The organism is Pseudomonas sp. LBUM1679, from assembly GCF_059695565.1.
This window is the reverse complement of sequence record NZ_CP166774.1, coordinates 1784725-1806280: the sequence shown is the minus strand read 5'-3', so window position 1 is coordinate 1806280 and position 21556 is coordinate 1784725. Positions and strand designations below refer to the sequence as shown.

General features: G+C 60.6%; 19 protein-coding genes. 14 read left to right on the top strand and 5 right to left on the bottom strand.

All coding sequences use genetic code 11. From position 1 onward, the window contains the following. Positions 1 to 113 precede the first annotated feature (113 nt). A complete protein-coding gene (locus ACA062_RS08360; RefSeq protein ID WP_497455962.1) occupies positions 114 to 929 on the top strand; it encodes a gamma-carboxygeranoyl-CoA hydratase in 816 nt (271 codons plus the stop codon). Further along, positions 929 to 2884 carry an acetyl/propionyl/methylcrotonyl-CoA carboxylase subunit alpha gene (locus ACA062_RS08355; RefSeq protein ID WP_497455961.1) on the top strand — a complete coding sequence of 652 codons (1956 nt, stop codon included), beginning with the start codon at positions 929 to 931 and terminating at the stop codon, positions 2882 to 2884. The genes ACA062_RS08360 and ACA062_RS08355 overlap by 1 nt, the downstream gene beginning before the upstream one ends. A gap of 58 nt (positions 2885 to 2942) precedes the next feature. Here the strand turns inward: ACA062_RS08355 and ACA062_RS08350 are convergent, their stop codons facing one another. Next, on the bottom strand, positions 2943 to 3590 hold the full coding sequence (locus tag ACA062_RS08350) for a LexA family protein (RefSeq protein ID WP_497455960.1): 648 nt from the start codon (positions 3588 to 3590) through the stop codon (positions 2943 to 2945). Positions 3591 to 3719: 129 nt separating this feature from the next. On the opposite strand from ACA062_RS08350, the gene ACA062_RS08345 reads away from it, so the two are divergent. The 6 genes from ACA062_RS08345 (at position 3720) to ACA062_RS08320 (ending at position 9502) form a co-directional block, all read left to right on the top strand. Continuing rightward, entirely contained in the window at positions 3720 to 4061 is a 342-nt protein-coding gene (locus ACA062_RS08345) for a DUF6124 family protein (protein WP_497455959.1), read from the top strand. A gap of 185 nt (positions 4062 to 4246) precedes the next feature. Then, positions 4247 to 6283 (top strand): S-type pyocin domain-containing protein, encoded by a 2037-nt coding sequence (locus ACA062_RS08340; RefSeq protein ID WP_497455958.1) that lies wholly within the window; start codon positions 4247 to 4249, stop codon positions 6281 to 6283. Then, on the top strand, positions 6280 to 6552 hold the full coding sequence (locus tag ACA062_RS08335) for a hypothetical protein (RefSeq protein ID WP_497455957.1): 273 nt from the start codon (positions 6280 to 6282) through the stop codon (positions 6550 to 6552). The genes ACA062_RS08340 and ACA062_RS08335 overlap by 4 nt, the downstream gene beginning before the upstream one ends. A gap of 104 nt (positions 6553 to 6656) precedes the next feature. Further along, the gene (locus tag ACA062_RS08330) at positions 6657 to 6803 is read left to right on the top strand and encodes a DUF6124 family protein (protein ID WP_497457380.1); all 147 of its coding nucleotides are present in this window, start codon (positions 6657 to 6659) and stop codon (positions 6801 to 6803) included. 485 nt (positions 6804 to 7288) lie between these two features. Further along, entirely contained in the window at positions 7289 to 8440 is a 1152-nt protein-coding gene (locus ACA062_RS08325) for a M14 family metallopeptidase (RefSeq protein WP_497455956.1), read from the top strand. Positions 8441 to 9043: 603 nt separating this feature from the next. Beyond that, positions 9044 to 9502 carry an REP-associated tyrosine transposase gene (locus tag ACA062_RS08320; protein WP_497455955.1) on the top strand — a complete coding sequence of 153 codons (459 nt, stop codon included), beginning with the start codon at positions 9044 to 9046 and terminating at the stop codon, positions 9500 to 9502. A 591-nt stretch (positions 9503 to 10093) separates the two neighbouring features. On the opposite strand, the gene ACA062_RS08315 is transcribed toward ACA062_RS08320, so the two are convergent. Continuing rightward, entirely contained in the window at positions 10094 to 10639 is a 546-nt protein-coding gene (locus ACA062_RS08315) for a cytochrome b (RefSeq protein WP_497455954.1), read from the bottom strand. Next, on the bottom strand, positions 10636 to 11721 hold the full coding sequence (locus tag ACA062_RS08310) for a catalase family peroxidase (protein WP_497455953.1): 1086 nt from the start codon (positions 11719 to 11721) through the stop codon (positions 10636 to 10638). Before ACA062_RS08310 ends, ACA062_RS08315 begins: the two co-directional genes overlap by 4 nt. A gap of 156 nt (positions 11722 to 11877) precedes the next feature. Here ACA062_RS08310 and ACA062_RS08305 point away from each other — a divergent pair, with 156 nt between their 5' ends. The 4 genes from ACA062_RS08305 (at position 11878) to ACA062_RS08290 (ending at position 16126) form a co-directional block, all read left to right on the top strand. Then, the gene (locus tag ACA062_RS08305) at positions 11878 to 12384 is read left to right on the top strand and encodes a sigma-70 family RNA polymerase sigma factor (protein ID WP_497455952.1); all 507 of its coding nucleotides are present in this window, start codon (positions 11878 to 11880) and stop codon (positions 12382 to 12384) included. Further along, positions 12381 to 13133 carry an anti-sigma factor family protein gene (locus ACA062_RS08300; RefSeq protein ID WP_497455951.1) on the top strand — a complete coding sequence of 251 codons (753 nt, stop codon included), beginning with the start codon at positions 12381 to 12383 and terminating at the stop codon, positions 13131 to 13133. Before ACA062_RS08305 ends, ACA062_RS08300 begins: the two co-directional genes overlap by 4 nt. Positions 13134 to 13637: 504 nt before the next feature. After that, a complete protein-coding gene (zapE, locus tag ACA062_RS08295) occupies positions 13638 to 14801 on the top strand; it encodes a cell division protein ZapE (RefSeq protein WP_497455950.1) in 1164 nt (387 codons plus the stop codon). Between the two features lie 11 nt (positions 14802 to 14812). Next, positions 14813 to 16126 (top strand): leucine-rich repeat-containing protein kinase family protein, encoded by a 1314-nt coding sequence (locus ACA062_RS08290; RefSeq protein WP_497455949.1) that lies wholly within the window; start codon positions 14813 to 14815, stop codon positions 16124 to 16126. Between the two features lie 342 nt (positions 16127 to 16468). Here the strand turns inward: ACA062_RS08290 and ACA062_RS08285 are convergent, their stop codons facing one another. Continuing rightward, positions 16469 to 17173 carry a YebC/PmpR family DNA-binding transcriptional regulator gene (locus ACA062_RS08285; RefSeq protein WP_064676688.1) on the bottom strand — a complete coding sequence of 235 codons (705 nt, stop codon included), beginning with the start codon at positions 17171 to 17173 and terminating at the stop codon, positions 16469 to 16471. A gap of 230 nt (positions 17174 to 17403) precedes the next feature. On the opposite strand from ACA062_RS08285, the gene ACA062_RS08280 reads away from it, so the two are divergent. Then, positions 17404 to 18819: a type VI secretion system Vgr family protein gene (locus ACA062_RS08280; protein ID WP_497455948.1), complete on the top strand. Its 1416-nt coding sequence runs from the start codon at positions 17404 to 17406 to the stop codon at positions 18817 to 18819. A 278-nt stretch (positions 18820 to 19097) separates the two neighbouring features. Here ACA062_RS08280 and ACA062_RS08275 read toward each other — a convergent pair whose 3' ends face one another. Next, entirely contained in the window at positions 19098 to 20423 is a 1326-nt protein-coding gene (locus ACA062_RS08275) for an MFS transporter (protein WP_497455947.1), read from the bottom strand. Between the two features lie 88 nt (positions 20424 to 20511). Between ACA062_RS08275 and ACA062_RS08270 the strand changes: the two genes are divergently transcribed. Next, on the top strand, positions 20512 to 21462 hold the full coding sequence (locus ACA062_RS08270; protein WP_497455946.1) for a LysR family transcriptional regulator: 951 nt from the start codon (positions 20512 to 20514) through the stop codon (positions 21460 to 21462). The last annotated feature ends 94 nt before the right edge of the window (positions 21463 to 21556 follow it).

Sequence of the window (21556 nt, the reverse complement as noted above, 5' to 3'; positions counted from 1 at the left end):
AGGAGCGAGGCTTGCCCGCGAAGGAAGCACCGCGGTGTATCTGTTGCACCGCGTCATGCCTGTTCGCGGGCAAGCCTCGCTCCTACAGGGAAGAGTTGTGGAGACGGACGAATATGAGCGACTTCAATACGCTGGAACTGCTGACCGACCCGCGGGGTTTTGCGACCCTGTGGCTCAGCCGTGAAGAAAAGAACAACGCGTTCAACGCCGAGATGATCCGCGAACTGATCCTCGCCCTGGACAAGGTGTCGGGCGATGCCAGCCTGCGCTTCCTGCTGGTGCGCGGTCGCGGCAAGCACTTCAGTGCCGGTGCCGACCTGGCCTGGATGCAGCAATCGGCCGAGCTCGATTACCACACCAACCTCGACGACGCCCGGGAACTGGCGGAGTTGATGTACAACCTGGCGAAGCTGAAAATCCCGACGCTGGCGGTGGTGCAAGGCGCAGCCTTTGGCGGCGCGTTGGGCCTGATCAGTTGCTGCGACATGGCGATCGGTGCCGATGAGGCGCAATTCTGCCTGTCGGAAGTGCGCATCGGCCTGGCCCCGGCGGTGATCAGCCCGTTCGTGGTGCAAGCCATCGGCGAACGGGCGGCACGCCGCTATGCGCTGACCGCCGAGCGCTTCGGCGGGCAGCGGGCGCGGGAGATCGGCTTGTTGTCGGAGAGCTATCCGGGCAATGAGCTGGAACAACGCGTCGAGCAGTGGATCGACAATCTGTTGCTCAATAGCCCGGCGGCCATGCGCGTCAGCAAGGACTTGCTGCGTGAAGTCGGCAACGGCGCGCTGACCCCGGCGCTGCGGCGCTACACCGAAAACGCGATCGCGCGCATCCGCGTCAGCCCTGAAGGCCAGGAAGGTCTGCGGGCCTTTCTGCAAAAGCGTGCGCCGAACTGGCAAGCCGCAACCACCCCCAAGGAGTCGCGTTGATGAGCGCACCTGTTCTCACTACCCTGCTGGTGGCCAACCGCGGCGAAATCGCCTGCCGGGTGATGCGCACCGCCAAGGCCCTGGGCCTGACCACCGTGGCCGTGCACAGCGCCACTGACCGCGACGCGCGCCATAGCCGCGAAGCGGATATCCGCGTCGACCTCGGCGGCAGCAAAGCCGCCGACAGCTACCTGCAGATCGACAAACTGATCGCCGCGGCCCAGGCCAGTGGCGCCCAGGCGATCCATCCGGGTTATGGCTTCCTGTCCGAGAACGCCGGGTTCGCCCGCGCCATCGAAGCCGCCGGCTTGATCTTCCTCGGCCCACCCGCCTCGGCCATCGACGCTATGGGCAGTAAATCCGCGGCCAAAGCCTTGATGGAAACCGCGGGCGTGCCGCTGGTGCCGGGTTACCACGGCGAAGCCCAGGACCTCGAGACCTTCCGCGACGCTTGCGAACGCATCGGCTACCCGGTGCTGCTCAAGGCCACGGCGGGCGGCGGCGGCAAAGGCATGAAAGTGGTCGAAGACGTCAGCCAACTCGCCGAAGCGCTGGCATCTGCCCAGCGTGAAGCGCAGTCGTCGTTCGGCGATTCGCGGATGCTGGTGGAGAAATACCTGCTCAAGCCGCGCCATGTGGAGATCCAGGTGTTCGCAGACCAGCATGGCCACTGCCTGTACCTCAATGAACGTGACTGCTCGATTCAGCGTCGGCACCAGAAAGTCGTCGAGGAAGCCCCCGCCCCGGGCCTGAGCCCGGAACTGCGGCGCGCCATGGGCGAGGCCGCGGTGCGTTCGGCCCAGGCCATCGGTTATGTCGGCGCTGGCACCGTGGAGTTTCTGCTGGATGCGCGCGGCGAGTTCTTCTTCATGGAGATGAACACCCGCCTGCAAGTCGAACACCCGGTCACCGAAGCCATCACCGGCCTCGACCTGGTGGCCTGGCAGATTCGCGTGGCGCGCGGTGAAGCGCTGCCGATGACCCAGGAACAGGTGCCGCTGCTCGGCCATGCGATTGAAGTGCGGCTGTACGCCGAAGACCCGGGCCACGATTTCTTGCCGGCCACCGGGCGCCTGGAGTTGTATCGCGAATCCGCGCCCGGTCCGGGACGTCGGGTGGACAGTGGTGTGGAAGAAGGCGACGAGATCTCGCCGTTCTATGATCCGATGCTCGGCAAGCTGATTGCCTGGGGCGAGGACCGTGAACAGGCGCGGTTGCGGTTGCTCCGCATGCTCGATGAGTTTGCGATCGGCGGGCTCAAGACCAACATCAACTTCCTGCGCCGGATCATCGGCCACCCGGCGTTTGCCGCGGCGGAACTGGATACCGGGTTCATTCCGCGTTATCAGGAGCAACTGCTGCCGGACGCTTCGGACCTCAGTGACGATTTTTGGCAAGCCGCCGCTCAAGCATTTGCCCAGAGCCAGCCGGGTTCTGCGCGCACTGATGACCTGAGTTCGCCGTGGGGGATCGGCAATGGTTTCCGTGCCGGACTGCCGAGCGAAATCACTCTGCACTTGAGTTGCGAGGGACAAGACCGGGCGCTGACGTTGGGTGCCGTTGGTGCCCACACGGCACAACTCAAGGGCGAACAGCTGCTGACCGAGCACAACGGCGTGCGCCGCCAGCATCGGGCGATCCGTCGGGGTGACAGCGTGTATCTGCACTGGGCCGGTGAATTGCGCCGCATCGAGTCCTACGACCCGATCAGTGCCGTCGAAGCCAGTCACAGCCATCAGGGAGGGCTTGCCGCGCCGATGAATGGCAGCATCGTGCGCGTGCTGGTGGAGGCCGGGCAATCGGTCGAAGCCGGGGCGCAACTGGTGGTGCTGGAAGCGATGAAGATGGAGCACAGCATCCGTGCGCCCCATGCCGGGGTGATCAAGGCGCTGTATTGCCAGGAAGGCGAGATGGTCAGCGAAGGCAGTGCGCTGGTCGAACTGGAAGAAGCGTGAGCTGAAGGAAGAAGCGTGAGCTGAAGATCGGTCCTGCGCCTGGCGCGGACCGATCCGGCTAGAACCTGATTGTGGCCTGGACCACCACGCCGATGATTCGGCATTGCGGGGTGTACAGGGCTTTGGGGTAGGTCGGATTGAGCGGGACCAGGTAACGCTGCCCGCCCTCCTCGATCAGCTTGCGAAACGTGGCCTCGGCGCTGTCCGGCCACTGGGCGATCACCAGTTTGCCCGGCAGCGCTTCCACGGCCGGGTCCACCAGGATCAACATGCCTTCGGCAATGCTCAGGCCCGTCGGTGCCGTCATCGCATCGCCTGTCACCTCCAGCCAGAACGCCGCGCCCAGGGCCGGGTAATCGGACAGTTCGAAACGCGCCTGCCCGTAGGCCGCCGGCTCGTCTTCACGCACCTCTGCGGTGGCGCGCCAGCCACTGACCGGATAACGGAAGTACGGGTTGTACTTTTGCGCCAGATCCAGGCCGTCGGCCTGCGAGGCGTCCGGCTCGCGGATCACCAGCGCCACCTCGAGAAAGTCCAGGCCCAGCGCCTGCAGCACCCGATTCATGTCATCGATGCCGGGCTGGCGACGTTTGTTCAGCCAATGGCCAATGCCGCCCTGGGACATCCCGACGCGCTCGGCGAGTATCTCTTGAGTGATTTTGAGTTCACTCATCTTGGCCTTGACCAATTCAATCCATTTATCCATGTGCGGCACGATACGTGGGTGCCTCCGGTCATCAAAACACAACTTGTAGTATTTAAATTCTCGTCACAAATACACTTTGTACTAGGATTGTTTCACGGATATGAACCCAACACGGAGCTTGCCATCACCATGACCAATCCCAGCCATGACCTGCCAGACATGCCGATCGACACCACCCTCACCTCGCCCGAAGGCTTTGCGGCCGCGCAGAGAGCGCTGGACTATTACTTGAAACCTGCTGTTTCAGAGGAAGTGGTCGAAGAACGCTTCTTTGATGTGAGGCGCAATATCAGCAGTGAAGAGGCACTGGTCCATGCCTCGGACCTGCTGCGTTGTGCAGCCGCCACCGCCAACGAGTCGGGCAATAACCTTCAGGGCGCCAACCGGCATCTGGCTTTTTCGACGGTGCACATGATCGAGATGGCCCGGGCGCTGGTGGACCGGTCCCTTGAGTGTGCTCAGAACGGCTGAGAACGGGGATGAGTTCGAAGGAATACGGGAAAGAAATTTCGATCTCGCAGATTAAATCATTCCTGATTAAGTCTTATCTCCCACTTGCAGAGACTCATTCTCTGTACCCATATTTTTTCTTTCGAAGCATTGAGCATCATGTTTAGAACCTAGCTGTTGCAGCATCAATCATAAAGGAGAAACTCATGCCACAAAACGGTATTACCCTACCTCCTACAGTCGTGACACCTGATCCGCAACTTCCCGATCCCCCAGCCCCTTTCCCTGGAGGTGGAGTGTTTGCCAGGCCACTTCCATGGGATGGCAAAAATCTCGCCAACTCTGAAATCGATGCGTTTTTCAATAAAAAAAATATTAGGTCTCAGCACCTTACAATGTCGGTGTTAGCAACTGTCATCAACGCTCAAAGTTATATCGAGAATTCCTATACGGCTTACCTGCCGCAATTGACGGCGGATGTTGATGCCGAAATAATTTCTGCACTAGGGCCTAATTCTCTCTCTGCGTTTGAAAAGGCCAAGACTGAAAAATCCATCGTCGATAGTCTGATTGCGCAGAACACCGTGGAGCTGGCCAACAGCAACGCAGCCGCTAATGCCTTTTTTGGTAGGAATATGCTGGCGGTGAGAATAGAACAAAACTCGGTGGATTTTTTAAATATTCTTCTTGGTAGCTCAAGTGCGCCCATCGAAATTTACAGGAGCTGGGAAGCGTCAATTGCAGCGACCTATAGGGCAAAAGTCCTCGAAATGAAGATCCGAATTCTTACCGAAAAGTCCGCAGTACTGGCCCAGACCGTTGCTACTGCCCAAGCCGAGGAGGACACACGCCTAGCGGCAGAAGCCGTTGAACAGGCACGCATTGCAGCAGAAGCAGAAGCGCAACGCATAGCCGCCGAAGCTGCAGAACAAGCTCGACTGGCCGCTGAGGCAGAGGCCCAACGCGTAGCTGCCGAAGCCGCTGAACAGGCACGCATTGCAGCAGAAGCAGAAGCAGAAGCAGAAGCAGAAACACAGCGTGTGACGCAACAGCAAGCCGCTCGGCAGACCGTGTTCAGCGCAGCCGGTACTTTCGCTATTCCTGCCAATGCCAGCGCTATCTCAGTGGTCGGACAAGGGCTTGTTCAGGTAGGTGAAGGTGCAGCCACCCTGGCTCAAGCTATCGCCAAAGCCATTGCTGAGCTGGGCCGGATAGCCCTGGCAGGCCCTGGCGCATACATCGCCGCGTTTGTCTCATTAGCGCTGTACTCCAGCTCGACAGCTGACGACTCACATGACCGTACGCCTGACCGTATCCGCTATGGTTTTGGCACGAATGCCGATCAGTTGGGGCTCCCGCCCGGTACGGACCTGCAAAGCATTGCTTCGGCACAAGGCACAGTCGAATTGCCATTGCGTTTGACCAACGAAGTCAAAGGTGATCGATCGGTCATCTCTGTGGTCAGTACCGATGGTGTGAGTGTACCGAAGGGTGTTCCTGTACGAGCCGCAACGCTTAATTCCACGACAGGTCTGTATGAGGTGGTATTGACCAGCACTATCCCCGATCAGCCGCCAATCACTTTGACCTGGACGCCTGGCGATGCGCCGGGGAGTGATAACCCATCGAGCACAACACCTGCCGTACCTCAAGAAATCCCGGTATACACCGGCATCGCTCTCCAACCGATCAAGGTTGAGGCTGAGACCTACCCAGGTGCACTACCCACAGCGAATGACTTGATAATCTGGTTTCCACTAGACTCAGGGATTGCGCCGGTCTATGTGATGTTAAACTCTCCGTATGAGGGGGCAATAACCAAAGGAGAGCACAGCGGGCGAATGTACAATCCCGACAAAGCTGGAGGCCCAACCCAAAACCTCGATTGGACAACAGCGTCGGTTACTCAGGACGGCATTGATTTGGTTAAGCTGCATACTGGACGGTTCGACCCATCCGATGCAAATACAATAATGATCGACCGTCTGGACAAAATTCTACGAGGCGAAATATCCATTACTGATGTCGATAAACGATTCTACACCCACGAAATCAGGGAGCTAGAGCGGTATAGAGCATTAGGAGTTATAGATGGGACAGCGCCAAAAGACAATGGTACTACCTGGAACAATACTCATGCAGCGACATTAGAGGACTACAAGCTAAAAGATGGTTTTGATTTGTTCTATACGCCAGAAGCGATAGAGGCAGACAGAGTACAGACTGAGAGGGAAGGAAAATGAGCACTATCAATGATGTGATTGTTTCAGAAGAACCTAGAGACGTTATCCTTTTCCTCACCAAAAGTGAAAGTGGCATCTCGTATCCACGACTGGATGGGCTTTACAACAGAAATGGCTGGGTTAAAATCTCTAATAACCTAGAACTTTTGAAGCTTGTTAGCAACATGGTGAACGGAGGATTTATAGTCGATACCGGCGGAGGGTTAAGAAAAGGCCCTAATTGGAAGGAACCGGCTTTCATCACTGAAAAAAAATACTCTTTTGAATAAAGTGTGATGGCGTTGTGAAAAAATCCAGCTTTGGGGAAGATCTGAAGTCCCCAGCGATTTTTGATGCCCTCACTACTCGACGCTCAAAAAATTAGAAGTCGAACATTGGCCGCAGTACCCACCAGGCTATGCACCAGGCCGGATTCGGCGTCGAGGGGCCCAACCGGCATCTGGCCTTTTCGACGGTGCACATGATCGACATGGCCAGGGCGCTGGTGGATCGGTCCCTGGAGAGTGCTCAGAACGGTTGAAAACGAGGAGGCTTTCGAGAAGGACGGGAAAGAATTTTCCAATCGCGCAGATAAAAACATTTGACTTGCAAACGAGAATGATTATTATTGCATGCAGCTGGTCGCGAGATCAGTCGATTGTCCAAGGGACCTTAGGTCGGTCTCCTGGACACTCTCCTCATCAGGCTAATCACGGTTTTTGACCCGGCTTTTTGCCGGGTCTTTTTTTGCCAGTTTTTCTGGCTTTTACCTTCAGGCTAATGAAGTCTTTTGGTGTTACAAATCCGAATGGCGCGGATGATATCAAAAGAATATCCGTTGGCAAGAGAGGCCCGGCATCATTGGCCCAAACTAATCAAAAATAGCACTTGAGAATCAATCGCACAGTCTCTAAGCTGCCTCGGCGTCAAGGACGACGCCCCCCCTTTCAGCCCGCAATTTCCCCCGGTTTTTCCCTTCCCAGCGTGTAAAGTACCAGCCATAAAAATCATATTCAGGAATCGACTATGACCGTGGCCAAATCCTCTCTCGACATCAGCGCCAACTTCGACAGCGGCAACATTGAAGTGCTCGATATCAGCAACCCGCTGCAGGCGTTGCTGGCCATCCGGCCGGACACCCGCAGCCAGCACTTCCAGTGGTTTCACTTCAAGGCCAGCGGCCTGCATGTCGGCCAGGAACACTGGTTCCGCCTGAACAATGCGAGCAAATCCTCGTACAACAAGGCCTGGGACGGTTACCAGGCGGTGGCGTCCTATGACCACGTCAACTGGTTCCGCGTGCCGACCATCTTCGAGGGCGACTGCCTGCGTTTCAGCCTCGAAACCACCGCCACCCATGCCTGGTTTGCCTACTTCGAACCCTATAGCCGCGGTCGCCATGACTGGCTGATCGAGCAGGCGCTGGCCAAGGCCGGCACCGAGCTGCTGGCCACCGGCAAAAGCGTCGAAGGTCGGGACATCCAGCTGCTGCGCAAAGGCTCGGGCGCCGAAGGCCGGCGCAAGGTATGGATCATTGCCCAGCAACACCCCGGCGAACACATGGCCGAGTGGTTCATGGAAGGCGTGATCGAACGCCTCGAAAGGCATGACGATCCGGTGCTGCAGACATTACTGGCCAGCGCCGACCTGTACCTGGTGCCGAACATGAACCCCGATGGCGCCTTCCACGGTCACTTGCGCACCAACGCCATGGGCCAGGACCTGAACCGCGCCTGGCAGAGTGCGAGCCAGGAACTCAGTCCGGAAGTGTTGTTCGTGCAGCAGCAAATGGAGCAGTACGGGGTCGACCTGTTTCTCGACATTCATGGCGATGAAGAGATTCCTTATGTGTTCACCGCCGGTTGCGAAGGCAACCCGGGGTACACGCCGCGGATCGAGAAACTTGAAGAGCATTTCCGCAGTCATTTGAAGCACCAGACCAAGGATTTCCAGACCAGGCATGGCTATACCCGCGATCTGCCGGGCAAGGCCAATATGACGTTGGCGTGCAATGCCGTCGGGGAGAAGTTTGATTGTTTGTCGCTGACGTTGGAGATGCCGTTCAAGGACAACAACGATGCGCCGAATGCGTTGACGGGGTGGTCGGGGAAGCGGTCGAAGCAGTTGGGTAAGGATGTGTTGGCGACTGTGGCGGATGTGGTTGATAGCTTGCGCTGAAACGCCGAACCCTGTGGAGCTGGCTTGCCGGCGAAGGCGTCTTCATGGGCGATGCATGGCTCGAGGCCGCCTTCGCTGGCAAGCCAGCTCCTACATGATCAGCGTGTACAGATGGTTTGTGGTCAACGACAAACCCTTTCGCCTGCGTACAGATGGATTGCGAAAACGCTGAACCCTGTAGGAGCCGGCTTGCCGGCGAAGGCGTCTTCATGGGCGATGCAAGGCTCAAGGCCGCCTTCGCTGGCAAGCCAGCTCCTACATGATCAGCGTGTACAGATGGTTTGTGGTCAACGACAAACCCTTTCACCTGCGTACAGATGGATTGCGAAAACGCTGAACCCTGTAGGAGCCGGCTTGCCGGCGAAGGCGTCCTCATGGGCACCGCAAGGCTCGAGGCCGCCTTCGCTGGCAAGCCAGCTCCTACATGATCAGCGTATACAGATGGTTTGTGGTCAACGCCAAATATTGTCAACTGCGTACAGATGGATTGCGATAACGCGGGCGAAGGTGTTGACGCTGATACATCCAGACCCAAACCTTTACGGAATTAAGTTATCTGCGCGCTAACCTTGTTCTTTTCTACCTACACAGGAAGGCAAAGGAATGCCCACTCGTTCCCACGCGAATCAACTGCGCACCGGGCGTTACTCCCAGTCCGGACAAATCTATCTGCTCACTGCCGTCACCCATTTGCGCGAACCCGTTTTCAGCGATTGGCGAGCGGGACGTTTGGTGGTGAATCAATTTCGTCATGTTCAAACAGAGGGATACGCCGACTCCCTGGCCTGGGTAGTGATGCCCGATCACTTTCACTGGCTGGTCGAACTGCAGAACAGCACGCTGGCGCAGTTGATGCTTGCGACTAAATCCCGCAGCGCGAGAGAGATCAATGCTTATTTGGGGCGCTCGGGCCGGTTCTGGCAAAAAGGCTTCCATGATCGCGCGCTCCGCCGTGAGGAAAATCTGTTGACGGCGGCCCGTTACGTTGTCGCCAATCCCGTGCGCGCAGGCCTCGTCAGGCGCGTGCAGGATTATCCGTTATGGGATGCCGTATGGTTGTAGAGCTCGGCTTGCAGGTGAAGGCGTTTCATGGGCGATGCAGGGCTTGAGGCCGCATTCGCTGCGGTGCGGCGATCCGACAAGCCAGCTCCTACATGATCAGCGGTGTACAGAAGAATGGTGGTAAACGCCAAACCCTGTCACCGGTGTACAGATGGATTGCGAAAAACGCCGAACCTGTAGGAGCCGGCTTGCCGGCGAAGGCGTCTTCATGGGCGATGCATGGCTTGAGGCCGCCTTCGCTGCGGTGCGGCGATCCGACAAGCCAGCTCCTACACGATCAGCGGTGTGCAGATGGATTGTGGTCAACGCCAAACATTGTCACCTGCGTACAGATCGATTGCGAAAAACGTCGAACCCTGTAGGAGCCGGCTTGCCGGCGAAGGCGTCCTCATGGGCACCGCAAGGCTCGAGGCCGCCTTCGCTGGCAAGCCAGCTCCTACATGATCAGCGTGTACAGATGGTTTGCGAAAACGTCGAACCCTGTAGGAGCCGGCTTGCCGGCGAAGGCGTCTTCATGAGCGATGCATGGCTTGAGGCCGCCTTCGCTGCGGTGCGGCGATCCGACAAGCCAGCTCCTACAGGGGTGAGGGGTTAGGTGCGGTCCTTGCCGCGCAACATGCTGTCCAGTACTTCATCGCGACGTACCCAGGCGTGGAACAGCGCTGCGGCCAGGTGCAGCAATATGGTCAGGAACAATAGATACGCCAGGTAGCCATGCGCCTTGCGCAGGAACGCGAACAGCTGCGCATTGGCCGGCACGATCGAGGGCAATTGTACCGAGCTGCTGAGCATCACCGGGTCCCCCGCCGCCGAGATCATCGCCCAGCCCAGCAGCGGCAGGATCAGCATCAAGGCGTACAGCAACAAGTGCGAGGCCTTGGCCGCCAGCACTTGCCAGCCCGGCAGGTCCGCCGGCAGCGGCGGCTGTCGCGTGGAAAAGCGCACGCCGATACGCACGATCACCAGCAATAAAATGGCCACGCCCAAGGGTTTGTGCAGATTGATCAGCCATTCATGACGTTCGGACACCGAAGCGGCCATCCCCGCGCCGATAAACAGCATGGAGATGACCATCAACGCCATCAGCCAGTGCAGCAGTCGCGCCAGCGGCGCGAAATGGTTTGGATGAGCGCTCATTGACCAGACTCCTGTTTAGCGGCGGGCAACTGACTGACTTCGCTGGTGCGACGCAGGTAGGATTTGGCGTAACCGGCTGAACGCGCCGCGAGCAGCGGGTCGTCGGAGCCTTCGATCCCGGCGGGCAACACCAGCGGGTCATAGTTGATGTCTCGGCATTCGCCATTGAGTTGCGCCTGGGTGCTCTCGAGCACCAGGGTGCCGGCGTTTACGACTTTGCGGTCGCCAGGCCAAGCCTTGCTGGCGTCGTTGACCGGGTCGCCGGGGTTGGCCAAGGTGATGTTCAATTGCCAACGCAGCGGCCCTGCGGCCATCCGCTGGACCAGGTCTTTCTCGAGGAAATCGCCGCCCTCCGGTGCCGTGGCGCCTGGCGCATCCTGCGCCACCGGCACCATGCTCCAGCGCACCGCTTGCCGCTGTCCGGCGGCGTTCACCAGGTAAAACGCGTTGACGCTGTTGTAGGTTTCGGTCACGTAGCTGGCTGAGGGCTTGGCGGTTTTGACCCAGGCCAGGAAGGGTGCCGATTCCGGATGCGCACCGAAGAACGCTGGCACGGCGGCAGGATTGGGTTTGCCGGTGGCCGGGTCCGGCGACTGCGCCTGTTGGAATTGATAGAACGCCTCGGGCGTGCCCACCGGAAACACCGGCATGCTGTTCATCCCGGTGCGCCACTGTTGACCGTTGGCCTGGGTGAAACGCAGTGCCAGGCTGCGGATCGGCACGCTGTTGTCCGGCGCATAAGGGTTACCGGCCGGCAAGGCGAAACGTCCGACCACCGGGGTTTGCGGATCATTGAACACCTGGGCGCTGGAGTAGGCGCGCGCCTCGCCGCTGCTCTCGAAGTGGCCGATAACGCACACGCCTTTGGAGTGATTACGGCGGAAGCCCGGGTGCACGCCGTTGTTGGTCTCCAGCACATTGATCAGTTTTTTCGGGGTCAGACGTTGTGGATCGAGGGTGCCGTTGACGTAGGCAAAGGCCCCGGCCACTGCGGCGACCACCACGGCAATACCGGCCAGGCGCAATGTCAGGCTCGCGGCACTCAAGGGTGGCCGGGTTGGCGGTGATGAGCGATCTACCATGAAAGACTCCTGGGCCATCGGCCACAAGTGAGAAGAATCAAGCAGACGCACCCGGTGCAGGTTTATTCCATGGCCCGGTGTTTATTTTTTCAGGCGTGGAATAACCTCGGGTGCCGGGCGTCTTCCTAGTCCAGCGTAGTGACTGGTCAGGCCTTCATGAACGATATCGACGAACAACTGCGAGAAATCATCCCCAGGCTCCGACGATTCGCGGTGTCATTGACCCGCAATCCCAGCAGCGCCGACGACCTGGTGCAGTCCTGCCTGGAGCGCGCGCTGTCGAGCTGGGGCGACAAACGTCCCGAGGGCGACCTGCGTGCCTGGTTGTTTTCGATTCTGTATCGGCAGTTTCTCGATGCGCACCGGCGCTCCCGGCGGTATGCGCGGATGCTCGAATTCTTTACCGGACGCGATGATGCGCAGCCCTCGGTCGAGCGCACCGTGATCGCGCAATCGACCCTGCAGGCCTTTGATCGGCTCAACACTGAACAGCGCGCCCTGCTGCTCTGGGTCTCGGTCGAGGGCTTGAGCTACAAGGAGGTCGCCGAGATCCTCGATGTCCCGGTCGGTACCGTGATGTCGCGCCTGTCCCGGGCGCGCCAGGCCTTGCGCCAACTCAGCGATGGCGAAATCGCCCGTCCTTCCCTGCGGAGACTCAAATGATCAGCATGCCCCCAAGCGAGCGGGACCTGCACGCCTATGTCGACCACCAATTGAGCGATGACGAGCGGCGTCAGGTGGACACCTTTCTGGCCGGCAACGCTGAAGTGGCGGCCCAGGTACGGGCCTGGCAACAGGACGCTCAACAATTGCGCGCCGCCTTGAGCGGCGCCTTGCAGCGGCCGGCCAACCCGGACCTCGATCCGGCGCTGATTCGCCAGCGCCGCACACGGCAATCCCGTCGTCACCTGGCGAGCGCCGCGGTGCTGTTGATCGCGGTCAGCGTCGGCGGGTTCAGCGGTTGGCAGGCCCGGGAGATGACGCTGGTCGGTGCCCCGCTGCCGATGACCGATGCCCTGCAAGCCTATCGCCTGATTGCCCAGCAAGGCCTGCTGCCGGCTGACTACAAAGCCGGCGACGACGGCGATATGCAGGGCTGGCTCGACCGTTATTTCACCCAGGCCCATCGTTTGCCTGACCTCTCGGCTGCCGGCTTCAGACCGGCCAGCGGACGCTTGCTCAGCACCGAGCAAGGGCCGGCGGCGATGGTGGTGTATGAGGATCAGGGCGGGCACAAGATCAGCTTTTACGTACGGCCACCCGGGCCGAAAAACTTCCTGCTGCCCCGGGGCAGTCGCCGCGATGGCGAGTTGCAGGCGGAGTATTGGTCGGGGGGTGGGTATAATTATGCGATGGTCAGCCCAAGCGACACACCGGCAGCGCAGATGCTCAGGCAGACCGTGCAGTTCTGACCACCCCATCAACCCCTGCGGGAAAATCGCGGCCGGCCCCCATCAACTGTGGGAGCGAGCTTGCTCGCGAAAGCGGTCTGTCTGCCAACCCATTTGTTGAATGTACCGGCGCCTTCGCGAGCAAGCTCGCTCCCACAGGGGTCTGCGCGAGCACAAAAATGGCGGCCAGCCCCCATCAACTGTGGGAGCGAGCTTGCTCGCGAAAGCGGTCTGTCAGTCGATCGATTGGTTGAATGTGCCGGCGCCTTCGCGAGCAAGCTCGCTCCCACAGGGGATCAGCGCCGAGCACAAAAATTGCGGCCAGCCCCCATCAACTGTAGGAGCTGGCTTGCCAGCGAAGGCGGTGTGTCAGTCGATAGATGTATTGGCTGATATAACGCTTTCGCTGGCAAGCCAGCTCCTACAGGGGGCAGCGCACGGCGCAGTGGTCGGGTCGTTCGCCCTTTGGTTACACTACACCGCCGCTCGGGGGAGCCGGCCTGGACATTATGGGGTGACATCACAGTGGCCGTTCGACCGCCCAACCGTTCGCGATTCACACCACGTTGGCCTGCGTTGCGCCGCATTTTCGGCAAGGCATCGCCTGCGGCCGGCACCGCGACCGGTCGCGTCATTCACGATTACTTTCACCACAAGGCGCATGCCCAGGGCTACACCCTCAGCCACAGCCAGCAGCGAGTGATCGACTGCATGGCGCAGCACGCCACGATGTTGCTCGGATCCTCGGCGCACACCCTGCCCGGCTTGTACCTGCATGGCGCTGTGGGGCGCGGCAAGAGCTGGCTGCTCGACGGGTTTTTCCAGGCCCTGCCGATCGCGGAAAAACAGCGTCTGCACTTCCATCAGTTCTTTGCGCAACTGCATCAAGGCATGTTCAGTCATCGCGAGCAGCCCGATGCACTGGCGACCACGCTCGATGAGCTGCTGCTCGACTGCCGGGTGCTGTGTTTCGACGAGTTTCACGTTCACGATATTGGTGATGCGATGCTCATTACGCGGCTGTTCAAGGCGCTGTTCCGCCGGGGCATCCTGCTGATGGTCACCTCCAATTACCCACCCGAGGGTTTGCTGCCCAACCCGCTGTACCATGCGCGCTTCAAACCGGTGATCGACCTGATCAACACGCGGATGCAGGTCATGGAGGTCGGCGGCCCCCACGACTATCGCAGTCAGGCACGAACCCACGCCCAGCAGGTGTTTACACAGGGCCATTACGTCTGGCCGGCCACGCTGGCGCAACGTCAGGCCTTGAACCTGCCCGAGCCGGACGCTCCCGCGCTGGCGGTGCCCGTCGGCACACGGCATCTGCGGGCCCGATACTGTGAAGGGCGAACCATTGGTTTGACCTTCGGCGACCTGTGCGACCACCCCACGGCGGTCATGGATTACCTGGAGCTGTGCCGGCGTTTCGATCACTGGGTCATCGATGAATTGCCCAATCTCGCTGAGTGTTCGATGGCGGCTCAGCAGCGGTTTATCAATCTGGTCGATGTTTTGTACGATCAGGACAAGCATCTGGTGCTGCTGGGACAGCGGTCATTGCGGGAAAGCCTGGGGGGTGATGCGATTGATCTGGCGCGGACGCGGAGTCGGTTGGGGCAGTTGGTGGAAGTTGCCGCTATCATGTCGCCCATTCCCAGGGCACCGAGCCCTCCCCTCGATCAATAGCGAATCTGTTCATGGACACCCTTGCCCAACTGCGCGCCGGCCAATTGTCGGGCGTCACCCGCCTCGATCTCGCCTGCGGCCTGACGGAGTTTCCCAGGGAAATCTTCGACCTGGCGGACTCGCTGGAGGTGCTCAACCTCAGCGGTAACGCCTTGAGCCGGCTGCCGGATGACTTGCATCGCCTGAGTCGTTTGCGGGTGCTGTTCTGCTCGGACAATCGGTTCACCGAACTCCCCGCCTGCCTCGGTCAATGTACCGCGCTGACCATGGTCGGCTTCAAGGCCAATTACATCGAAACAGTGCCAGGCGCGGCGCTGCCACCGCTATTGCGGTGGCTGATCCTGACCGACAACCACCTCAGCGAGTTGCCGACCGAGTTGGGTGAACGCCCGCACCTGCAAAAACTGATGTTGTCCGGCAACCGTTTGCAGCGTTTGCCTGAAAGCCTGCGTCATTGCCATCGACTCGAGCTGATCCGCATCGCCGCCAACCGGCTGAGCGAACTGCCCGAGTGGTTGCTGACCCTGCCGAGCCTGGCCTGGCTGGCCTACGCCGGCAACCCGCTGGAAACCGAAGCCGATGCGGCCGCGCTGGAATCGGTCGCGAGCATCCCCTGGTCAGCACTGCGCCTGGAGCAGCAACTGGGCGAAGGCGCTTCGGGGGTGATCCATCGCGCCACCTGGGAGCGGCCGGGTCAATCGGCTACGCAGGTCGCGGTCAAACTCTACAAAGGCGAAATGACCAGCGATGGCTCGCCGTTGCATGAGATGAACGCTTGCATCACCGCAGGCCTGCACCCCAACCTGATCCGGATCGAAGGGCGGATTGTCGGACATCCGCACGCGCAGGCCGGGCTGGTGATGGAGCTGATCGATCCGGTGTACCGCAACCTGGCCGGACTGCCGAGCCTGGAATCCTGCAGCCGGGACGTCTACGCCAACGACACCCGGTTCAGCGCGGGTGTGGCCTTGCGGATCGCCAGCGGGATCGCGCTGGCGGCCGAACATCTGCACCGCCAGGGCATCACCCACGGCGACCTGTATGGCCACAATATTCTGTGGAATGAGCAGGGTGATTGCCTGCTTGGGGACTTTGGCGCGGCGTCGTTCCATGCCACCGCGGACACCTTTGAAAGCCGTGCTTTGCAACGGATCGAGGTGCGGGCGTTTGGCATTCTGCTGGGGGAACTGCTGGAGCGGATCGAGTCGGGGTTGAGTGATGAGGGGCGTGGGCGGTTGGGGGATTTGCAGCGGCGTTGCTGTGAGCCGCAGGTGCTGGCGCGGCCTGGGTTTAGCGAGGTTGTGCAGAGTTTGAATGGTTGGTGACCGCTGCGCGGTCATTCGTCGGAACACCGCCCGGAGCAGGGTCGCTCCCACAGTTGACCGGGTTGCCTGGATGGACGCGGACTAATGTGGAAGATGGTGCCGAAATTGAAGAGTGGGTGACCGCTGCGCGGCCATTCGCGAGCAGGCTCGCTCCCACAATTAACCGGGTTGCCTGGATGGACGCGGACTAATGTGGGAGCGAGCTTGCTCGCGATGGTCGTTAACGATGATGCGTGTTTACTGGCTAAACGCGGCGCTCTTGAGTCCATCGCGAGCAAGCTCGCTCCTACAGGGTTTTGTGTAAACCTGTAGGAGCTGCCGCAGGCTGCGATCTTTTGATGTTTAGCCCGCCAACCCGACAAACATATCCTGCACATCATCATGGTTGTCCAGGCCTTCGAGGAACGCCTCGACTTCCGCCATCTGCTCGTCGCTCAAACCGCTGACCGGGTTCTTCGGCTGGTAGCCCAGCTTGGCCGACAACACCGTGAAACCTTGTTCCGGCAATGCTTTCTGTACTGCATCAAGGTCCGCAGGCTCGGTCAGGAACAGGGTCGCGCCGTCTTCACCCGGCTCGAAATCCTGGGCGCCGGCTTCGATGGCGGCCATTTCCGGATCGGCGTCCGGGCTGTCCGGGGACGCTTCGATCATGCCGACGTGGTTGAAGTCCCAGGCCACCGAACCGGAAGCGCCGAGCTGGCCCTTGCGGAACGCGACGCGGATTTCAGCGACGGTGCGGTTGATGTTGTCGGTCACGCATTCTACGATCAGCGGCACCTGATGCGGGGCGAACCCTTCGTAGGTCACGCGATGGTATTGCACGGTCTCGCCCAGCTGGCCCGAGCCTTTCTTGATCGCACGTTCCAGGGTTTCCCGGGGCATCGAAGCCTTTTTCGCCTGCTCGACCACCAGCCGCAGGTGCGCGTTGGTCGCCACATCGGCACCGTTGCGCGCGGCAATGGTGATCTCTTTCACCAGTTTGCCGAAGATCTTGCCCTTGGCGTTAGATGCCGCTTCTTTGTGTTTAACCTTCCACTGTGCGCCCATTACTCACTCTCTTATCTGTGGCGCCGAGACATCTATTGGCCGACGCTTTGCGCAAGTTTATACGGCCTAAAGTTGGCAATCGACCAAAAAATCCACCCGCTCGACCGGGTCATGAATCGACATCTTCGCCGGTGGTTGTAGGACGTTTCTGAAAATTCGATTTGCGGTGACTACAAGGGGCCATGGTTTCGTACCCTCTTCGCCTGTATTCCATGGCAGAAGCGCATCCGATGCTCAACGACAAGGAAAGCCCCTTCACCCTGACACTGCTCGAGGACGATTTGAGTTTTCAGGTGGTGCAGTTCAGCGGGCAGGAAGCCCTCAACCAGCCCTATCGATTCGAAGTCGAGGTGATCGGCCTGCCGCCGGCCATGCCCTTCGACCAGTTGTTGCAACAGCCGTTGTTTCTCAGCCTGGGGCATGGCCAGGGCTTTCACGGCATCCTCCACAGCGCCAGTCGCGAATACCGCGGTGCGCAGCAGGTCGGTTACACCATGGTGCTGGTGCCCTACCTGCAGGCACTGGACCGCAACAGCCGCCGCCGGGTGTTCCATGACCTCAGCGTGCCGATGATCCTGCAACAGCTACTGGAGGAGCATGACCTGCCCGCCGGCAGCTATCGCTTTGAGCTGGCGAACGGGCACTATCCGCTGCGGCCGTTTTGCGTTCAGTACGAGGAGAGCGACCTGGCGTTGCTGCAGCGCCTGTGCGAGGAAGAAGGCATTCACTATCACTTCGACCATCACCGCGACGGGCATGTGCTGGTGTTGGCCGACGACAGCCTGAGTTTCCCCCAGGAGCCGCTGCTGACGCCTTTCCAGGTGGACGCTCCGCTGGAACCTACGCGGCCGGCGATCAGTGAGTTATTCCAGCGCCATGACGTCCTGCCCTCGCACCCGCGAAGGGAGGCCGGCAACCGTGGCGCGCCGAATGCCGGCGATGGCGCGGCCAACCATGCCTTCGGCAAGACTTCGCCGAGGATGGCCAGGCCTGATCCCGAGCAGGACCGACGCAGCCGCCGACAGTTGCAGCGCCTGCGTTGCCTGCAGCAGCAGGTCCATGGCCAAAGCAATCACGGCGCCCTGCGCAGCGCGCGGATCGTCCAGGTGACCGCGCATCCGCTCTCCTGCTTCAACGATCAATGGCTGCTCATCGAGTCCCGCCATCAGGGGCGACAGCCTTCGGCTCCGGCCCGGGACAGCAATGCCCTGATGTACCGCAATCAGTTCAGCGCCATTCCCTGGTCAACGGAATTCCGCCCGGCGTTGAAACAACCCAGGCCGAGCATTCCGGGTTATCAGCCAGCCCGGGTGCTGGGCCCGGCCGGACAACCGCCCGAGCTCGACGATCGCGGCCGGATTCAGGTCAGGCTGTGGCCAGCGACGCACGCCGATGCGGAGGAGTCCGTCGGCCTCTGGCTGCCGCTCGCCGTGACAACACCGGACGGCTGGATCGATCCCGGCAGACTGCCAAGGGCCGGCAGCGAGGTGTTCATCAGTTTTCTCGACAGCGATCCGGACCGGCCGATACTGTGTGTCGGCCTCGGGCAGGTTTACCCGCCTGAACCGGCCCGCCCCCGTGAACCTCGTAGCGACACGCGCTTGCTGCTCGACTGGTTGGTGAATCGCTCGGACCTCACGCCCTGACGCTCAGCCCTTGCCAGCCTTGCCCTGACGCCAGTAGAACAAGCACTGAGTAACCTGTGGCGAGGGAGCTTGCTCCCGCTGGGCAGCGAAGCGGCCCCCCATCTCCCAAAAATGCAGGGGCCTGCTGCGCAGTCCAGCGGGAGCAAGCTCCCTCGCCACCAAGCTCCCTCGCCACAGAGAGTGTGAGGCTTAACTGACTGGCATTCGCCCGAGGTGCTCGCCGTGCAGGACTCGGCCGCGAGCGCCTGTTCAGCCACAAAGGTCGCATGGGTCGATCCTTATGTACGCAGGGGTTTTACGCGCATCGGCCGATTCGGCACGGCTGCGCTTGCGGCAAGCAGGGCAGCCGGGCGGCTGTTCCAGTGCGGGATCAACACCAGCGCGGAGAACAGCGCGCAGCCGGCGAAGACGATGAACACGGTCACGGAGTCGAAGTAGCCCGGCAGCAATCCACCGAGAATCGCCCCGACCGAGCCGCAGCCGTTGACGAACCCGGCGGCCGTCGCGCCTGCCTTGGCGGTGCCGAAATCGATGGCGGCCGCGCCGCTGATCATGGCGTCCGGTCCGTACAAGGTCAGCCCCATGACAAACAACAGGGCCACCACCAGCACCACGCTGCCGGTGTGCAGTGCGCCCATGAACAGCGCCAGGGACACGGTCAGCGCCAGCAGACTGATCACGCATGCCGGCATGCGCCGGGCGCCGAACAGTTTGTCGGAGGCCAGGCCCAGCAGGATCGGCCCGAGCAACCCGGCCAGTTCGAACGCGGTCGGAATGATCGCCGCGCCGACCTTGCCCACCGAGGGCATCTGCTCGAAGACGATCACCGGGCCCCAGAGCAGGATCGCGTAGCGCGCCGGTTTCAGCAGAAAGTACGCCAGCCCCAACACCAGTACAGTGCGGTTGCGCAGGATTTCCCGCAGCGGTTCGAGAATGCTGATTTTGCTTTGCGCGCAGGCCTCGTCGGCGGTCAGTTCGGGCGCTGGTTCCACCGCCGGCAGACCGACGTCCTCGGGTGTGTTGCGCTGGAAAATGAAGAACAGCAACGCGACCAGGCCGACCACCGCCGCGCTGGAAATGAACGCCGCGTGCCAGGTGCCGATCAGCGTGTAGGCCCACCAGCCGGCGAACGGCGAGGCCACCAGTCCGCCGAAGGCGTAGCAGGAGCTCCAGAGCCCGAGCACCCGCCCACGCTGCTCGGCGGGGAAAAAGCTGCCGATGTTCTTGCACAACCCCGACCATCCCGTGGACTGCGCCAGGCCCTGGATCAACATGCAGGTGGCGAAGATCGGCAAGGTGGCGAAGCTGCCCATCACCAGCGCGGCGGCGGCGGAAATCAGCAAGCCACCGAGCACCACGACCCTGGGGCCGAAGCGGTCGGCGAGGATGCCCCAGGTGAATTGGCCGATGGCATAAGCGGCGAGGTAGATGGCGTCGAGGTTGGCCATCGCTATTTTGTCGAGGGTGAACCCGGGGTCTTCAGCGATCCCCAGTTTGGCCACGGCAAAGGCTTTGCGGGTGAAATAGAATGCGGCGTAAGCGAGCCAGGTGATCACGAAGATCTGCACGCGCCAACGTTTGAGGGTGTCGATAGGGTTGTTCATTGGGGTCGATCAAAACAATTACAGATTAATAAATGAAATCGATTTATCGTATTTCCAATACAAGCTCAGCTTGTTACTGGAGGTTTCGATGTCGGTTTCCCACGCCCAGCTCAAAGCCTTCCACGCCGTGGCCGTTCACGGAAGCTTCACCCGTGCCGCCGAGCGGCTATTTCTCACGCAGCCGGCGATTTCCGACCAAGTGCGCAAACTCGAAGAGCGCTTTGGGGTGTTGTTGTTCCACCGCAATAAACGCTCGGTGCGCCTGACCGATCTGGGTGAGCGCCTGTTGAGCGTCACTCAGCGCTTGTTTGTCATCGAGGCCGAGGCGCAGGAGTTGCTGCAGGCTTCCCAGGCGCTGCAGACCGGCAGCCTGATTCTGGCGGTGGATGCGCCGGTGCATGTGCTGCCCCAGATCGCCCAATTCTGCGAGCGCTACCCCGGCATCAGCGTGAAAATCGAAACCGGCAATACCGATGAATCGCTGTTTCGCCTGTTCAACTATCAGGCTGACCTGGCGTTGCTGGGACGGGATGTCAGCGACGAGCGGCTGATCTCGTTGCCGCTGCGCAATGACCCCATGGTGGCGTTTGTTTCACGCCATCATCCGTGGGCCGACCGCGAATCCATCTGCCTGGCGGACCTGGACGACACGCCGCTGGTGCTGCGGGAAATCGGCTCGGTGACGCGCCAGACCCTGGAAGAGGAAATGGCCCGGGCCGGGTTTCGCATCCGCCCGGCGATTGAGGTCGAAGGCCGGGAAGCGGCGCGGGAGGCGGTGGTGGTGGGGATTGGCGTAGGGGTGGTGTCGGCTGCCGAGTTCGGCGCGGATTCGCGGGTGTGTGCGTTGCCGATTACCGATTGCACACGGCGATTGACCGAGACATTGGTGTGCTTGCGCGAACAGAGTTCGCGGCGGGTGGTGGCGACGTTTCTGGAGATGGTGCGCGGGAGTCTTGTTCAGGCAGGTCCGGCCCCTTCGCGAGCAAGCTCGCTCCCACAGGGGTTTTGCATCAGGCACAAAAGGTGTGACCACCGCTGATCCCTGTGGGAGATGGTGTGTGGGAGTCTTGTTCAGGCAGGTCCGGCCCCTTCGCGAGCAAGCTCGCTCCCACAGGGATTTCGGTTGGCTGCCG

Excerpts from the sequence above, each read along its gene's own strand:
- ACA062_RS08360 (WP_497455962.1), top strand. The coding sequence starts at position 114 with ATGAGCGACTTCAATACGCTGGAACTGCTGACCGACCCGCGGGGTTTT.
- ACA062_RS08355 (WP_497455961.1), top strand. The coding sequence starts at position 929 with ATGAGCGCACCTGTTCTCACTACCCTGCTGGTGGCCAACCGCGGCGAA.
- ACA062_RS08350 (WP_497455960.1), bottom strand. The coding sequence starts at position 3,590 with ATGGATAAATGGATTGAATTGGTCAAGGCCAAGATGAGTGAACTCAAA.
- ACA062_RS08345 (WP_497455959.1), top strand. The coding sequence starts at position 3,720 with ATGACCAATCCCAGCCATGACCTGCCAGACATGCCGATCGACACCACC.
- ACA062_RS08340 (WP_497455958.1), top strand. The coding sequence starts at position 4,247 with ATGCCACAAAACGGTATTACCCTACCTCCTACAGTCGTGACACCTGAT.
- ACA062_RS08335 (WP_497455957.1), top strand. The coding sequence starts at position 6,280 with ATGAGCACTATCAATGATGTGATTGTTTCAGAAGAACCTAGAGACGTT.
- ACA062_RS08325 (WP_497455956.1), top strand. The coding sequence starts at position 7,289 with ATGACCGTGGCCAAATCCTCTCTCGACATCAGCGCCAACTTCGACAGC.
- ACA062_RS08320 (WP_497455955.1), top strand. The coding sequence starts at position 9,044 with ATGCCCACTCGTTCCCACGCGAATCAACTGCGCACCGGGCGTTACTCC.
- ACA062_RS08315 (WP_497455954.1), bottom strand. The coding sequence starts at position 10,639 with ATGAGCGCTCATCCAAACCATTTCGCGCCGCTGGCGCGACTGCTGCAC.
- ACA062_RS08310 (WP_497455953.1), bottom strand. The coding sequence starts at position 11,721 with ATGGTAGATCGCTCATCACCGCCAACCCGGCCACCCTTGAGTGCCGCG.
- ACA062_RS08305 (WP_497455952.1), top strand. The coding sequence starts at position 11,878 with ATGAACGATATCGACGAACAACTGCGAGAAATCATCCCCAGGCTCCGA.
- ACA062_RS08300 (WP_497455951.1), top strand. The coding sequence starts at position 12,381 with ATGATCAGCATGCCCCCAAGCGAGCGGGACCTGCACGCCTATGTCGAC.
- ACA062_RS08290 (WP_497455949.1), top strand. The coding sequence starts at position 14,813 with ATGGACACCCTTGCCCAACTGCGCGCCGGCCAATTGTCGGGCGTCACC.
- ACA062_RS08285 (WP_064676688.1), bottom strand. The coding sequence starts at position 17,173 with ATGGGCGCACAGTGGAAGGTTAAACACAAAGAAGCGGCATCTAACGCC.
- ACA062_RS08280 (WP_497455948.1), top strand. The coding sequence starts at position 17,404 with ATGCTCAACGACAAGGAAAGCCCCTTCACCCTGACACTGCTCGAGGAC.
- ACA062_RS08275 (WP_497455947.1), bottom strand. The coding sequence starts at position 20,423 with ATGAACAACCCTATCGACACCCTCAAACGTTGGCGCGTGCAGATCTTC.
- ACA062_RS08270 (WP_497455946.1), top strand. The coding sequence starts at position 20,512 with ATGTCGGTTTCCCACGCCCAGCTCAAAGCCTTCCACGCCGTGGCCGTT.